Raw genomic sequence first — 3,541 nt, forward strand, 5'->3', positions numbered from 1 at the left:
CAGCGGCTGGTTCGGAGGTGGCAGTGCCTGTCCAAAGCAACACGGCAGCTTCGCGGGCACGGCCAGCTCGCCGCTAGTAGCTCGCCGCTCGCCGCTGTTCTGCGCCTTATCCCGCAAGCCCCGCCTGCGGTAGAATAGGCCCTTTACCCGCAACGATGCCCGAGCCCCCAATGATCGAAAGGCGCAGAACCCGACAAGTCCTGGTAGGCGGTGTCCCCGTGGGCGGGAGTGCGCCCATCATGGTGCAGTCCATGACCAACACCGACACCGCGGACATCGACGCCACGGTGAAGCAGGTGGCTGAGCTGGCCCGGGCCGGGTCCGAAGTGGTGCGTATTACGGTCAATAACGAGGACGCCGCAAAAGCGGTACCGGTGATCCGCGAGCAGTTGGAAGCACAGGGCCTGGATGTCCCCCTGGTGGGGGATTTCCACTTCAACGGCCACAAGCTGCTCAGCAAGTACCCCGAATGCGCCGAGGCCCTGGCCAAGCTGCGCATCAACCCCGGCAATGTGGGCAAGGGCTCGCGCCGGGACCCGCAGTTCGCGCAGATGATCGAGATTGCCATCAAGCATGACAAGCCGGTGCGCATTGGCGTCAACTGGGGCAGCCTGGATCAGGATCTGCTCACCCGGCTGATGGACGAAAACGCGCGTTCCGATGCGCCAAAAGAGGCCCGCGACATCATGTTCGAGGCCATGATCCAGTCCGCCATCGGCAGCGCCGAGCGCGCCGAGGAACTGGGACTGCCCGGCGATTACATCGTGCTCTCCTGCAAGATGAGCCAGGTGCAGGACCTGATCACCGTCTATCGGGAGCTGGCCCGGCGCTGTGACTACCCCCTGCACCTCGGCCTCACCGAGGCGGGCATGGGCAGCAAGGGCATCGTCGCCTCCACCGCGGCCCTGGCCGTCCTCCTGCAGGAAGGCATCGGCGATACCATTCGAATCTCGCTCACCCCGGAACCTGGCGGCGCCCGGACACGGGAAGTGATCGTGGCCCAGGAGATCCTGCAGAGCATGGGCCTGCGGGCCTTCACCCCTCAGGTCGCGGCCTGTCCGGGCTGCGGGCGCACCACCAGTACCTTCTTCCAGGAGCTGGCCCGGGATATCGAAAGCTGGCTGCGGGAACAGATGCCCCGCTGGCGGCGGGAATACGAGGGGGTGGAGCAGCTGCAAGTAGCCGTCATGGGCTGCGTGGTCAATGGTCCCGGCGAGTCACGTCATGCCAACATCGGCATCAGCCTGCCGGGCACCGGAGAACGGCCGGTGGCGCCGGTCTTCGAGGACGGCGAAAAGACCGTGACCCTGAAAGGCGACAATATCGCCGCGGAATTCCAGGCCCGCGTCGAGCGCTACATAGAACAGCGATACCGCCGCAATAGTGGCAGCCGCAAAGCCGGCTAGCCGGAACAGGTCCTGCAGGCGGCTGTCGAAAACGGTAGAATCAGAACATGGAAATTCGCCTGCCCGGCCGCGCCAACGGCGTCTGTGCCGGCATGCACTGGGAGGTTAATTTTATGGGCAAGGGCACCAAGTACACAGCCAAGACGCCTGACGAGAACGGCTACATCCACTACACGGAAGAAGAGGACCAGATCTGGCATGAACTGATCACCAACCAGAAAAAGGTTCTCCCGGGCCGCGCCTCGCCGATCTGGCTGGAGGCCATGGAGCGCATGGACTTCCCGGAGGATCGCGTACCTCAATGCAAGGAAGTGTCACAGACCCTGCGCGAGCATACCGGCTGGGAAGTGGCCCCGGTTCCGGCGTTGATCAATTTCGACAAGTTCTTCGCCCTGCTGGCGGACAAGAAATTCCCGGCGGCCAGTTTCATTCGCACCCGCGAGGAAATGGAATACCTGCAGGAGCCGGATATCTTCCATGAGATCTTCGGCCACACCCCCCTGCTCACCGACCAGCGCTTCGCTGACTTCACTCACGCCTACGGCAAGGCCGGGCTCAATGCCAGCAAGGAAGACCGCAAGTATCTGGCGGCCCTGTACTGGTTTACGGTGGAATTTGGCCTGATCAACACCGAGGAAGGGTTGCGCACCTACGGCGCCGGCGTGGTCTCCTCCCCCGGCGAGACGGTCTATTCGGTGGAAAGCGACGAGCCGGTCCGCAAGCCCTTCGACCCGGTGGAGTGCATGCGCACGCCCTATCGCATCGACATCTACCAGCGCACCTACTTTGTCATCGATAGCCTGGATGACCTCTTCGATGTCGCCAACCAGGACATGATGGCAATGGTGGAAGAAGCAAAGCGCAAGGGCATGCATGCCCCCAACTTTCCCTTCGACGACCTGCCGGAGGAGAAGCAGGAGCGCTTCAAGCGCCTGCTTAAAGAGGCTTCCTGAGCAAGGAACCTCTTTTCCAGGGTTTCTCGTCCCCCTGCGGGAGCGACATTCTTGTCGCGACAGGAATGTCGCTCCCACAGGCATTTTCTTTTCCCGAACTCAAGCCGAGGATTCTGCAATGTCTGACCTGACCGAACAGCACTGCGCCCCCTGTGAAGGCGGGGTGAAACCCTTCGACAAGGCCGAAGCCGAAAAGCACCTCAAGGAACTGGATGAGGGCTGGGAGATCGTCGATGGCGGCAAGACCATCCGCAAGACCTTCAAGTTCAAGGGCTTCAACAAGACCATGGGCTTCATGAATGCCGTGGCCTGGATTGCCAATGCCGAAGGCCATCACCCGGATGTGAAGCTGGGCTTCAACTTCTGCGAGCTGAACTGGCAGACCCATGCCATTGATGGCCTGTCCATCAACGACTTCATCTGCGCGGCCAAGGTGGACGCGCTTTTTAAGTGAGAGCTGCGAGCTTCGAGCCGCGAGCTACGAGCTGGCCGTGCTGGATTGAAGCGTTAGAGAAGAGCCCCGCCTTTTGGTGGGGCTTTTTTTGTGGGGAAACCTTGGAACCACCGAAGACGCCGAAGACACCGAAAAGAAACCGAAGAATTTGCCACAAAGGCGAGAGGGCCACAGAAAGAGCGAGAGTGCAAAATTGTTGGCACTGAGCTACTTTGGTCTGCGGCTTCCTATGCCTCCAAGCAATTTCCCCATTTGAATTTCTTCGGTGTCTTCGGAGGTTCCAGGGTTTTCACCCCATCGCCCGCCGAATCACCTCGCGCTTGATCGGCCCGCTATGGTCGAACAGGCGCATGCCCCAGCCGCGGAGAAGATCCAGACCGGGGGCGTCACTGCGAAAGAGGCGGTTGATGCCATCCAGGGTGTGGAGCATGAACTGATTGTCCGGGCGGCGGGCCCGTTCATAACGGCGGAGCACAGCGCGTTCACCAGGGTCGTGCCCCCGCTCGCGTGCCCTGGCCAGGATCGGCAGCAGTTCCGCTACATCCTTCAGGCCCAGGTTCATGCCAAGGCCGGCCAGGGGATGGACCGTGTGGGCGGCATCCCCCACCAGCAGCAGGCGCTCGCCGATATAACGCTCGGCCTGGCGGGAACACAGGGGAAAGCTCACCACATCGGTATCCGGTTCCAGTGCGCCCAGGACCCCGGCGCTGGCCAGAGTGAGTTCCCGG

4 protein-coding genes are annotated in these 3,541 nt (G+C 61.9%); 3 read left to right on the top strand and 1 reads right to left on the bottom strand.

Translation table 11 applies throughout. From position 1 onward, the window contains the following. Positions 1–170 precede the first annotated feature (170 nt). The 3 genes from ispG to ACJWXQ_RS01540 all read left to right on the top strand — a co-directional run bounded on the left by ispG (position 171) and on the right by ACJWXQ_RS01540 (position 2,813). Positions 171–1,406, top strand: a complete 1,236-nt coding sequence (gene ispG, locus ACJWXQ_RS01530) for a flavodoxin-dependent (E)-4-hydroxy-3-methylbut-2-enyl-diphosphate synthase (RefSeq protein ID WP_406672007.1) — start codon at positions 171–173, stop codon at positions 1,404–1,406. 113 nt (positions 1,407–1,519) lie between these two features. Next, entirely contained in the window at positions 1,520–2,359 is an 840-nt protein-coding gene (phhA, locus tag ACJWXQ_RS01535; RefSeq protein WP_406672010.1) for a phenylalanine 4-monooxygenase, read from the top strand. Positions 2,360–2,477: 118 nt separating this feature from the next. Next, on the top strand, positions 2,478–2,813 hold the full coding sequence (locus tag ACJWXQ_RS01540) for a 4a-hydroxytetrahydrobiopterin dehydratase (protein ID WP_406672008.1): 336 nt from the start codon (positions 2,478–2,480) through the stop codon (positions 2,811–2,813). A gap of 289 nt (positions 2,814–3,102) precedes the next feature. On the opposite strand, the gene ACJWXQ_RS01545 is transcribed toward ACJWXQ_RS01540, so the two are convergent. Continuing rightward, on the bottom strand, positions 3,103–3,541 hold a 439-nt coding region (locus tag ACJWXQ_RS01545), incomplete at its 5' end, for an FAD-dependent monooxygenase (protein WP_406672009.1).

Origin of the sequence: Natronospira sp. (genome assembly GCF_007134575.1) — a bacterium.
Lineage (GTDB): Bacteria > Pseudomonadota > Gammaproteobacteria > Natronospirales > Natronospiraceae > Natronospira > Natronospira elongata.

Bases quoted from the DNA above. Each gene is read 5' to 3' on its own strand.
- ispG (WP_406672007.1), top strand. From the start codon at position 171: ATGATCGAAAGGCGCAGAACCCGACAAGTCCTGGTAGGCGGTGTCCCC.
- phhA (WP_406672010.1), top strand. From the start codon at position 1,520: ATGGGCAAGGGCACCAAGTACACAGCCAAGACGCCTGACGAGAACGGC.
- ACJWXQ_RS01540 (WP_406672008.1), top strand. From the start codon at position 2,478: ATGTCTGACCTGACCGAACAGCACTGCGCCCCCTGTGAAGGCGGGGTG.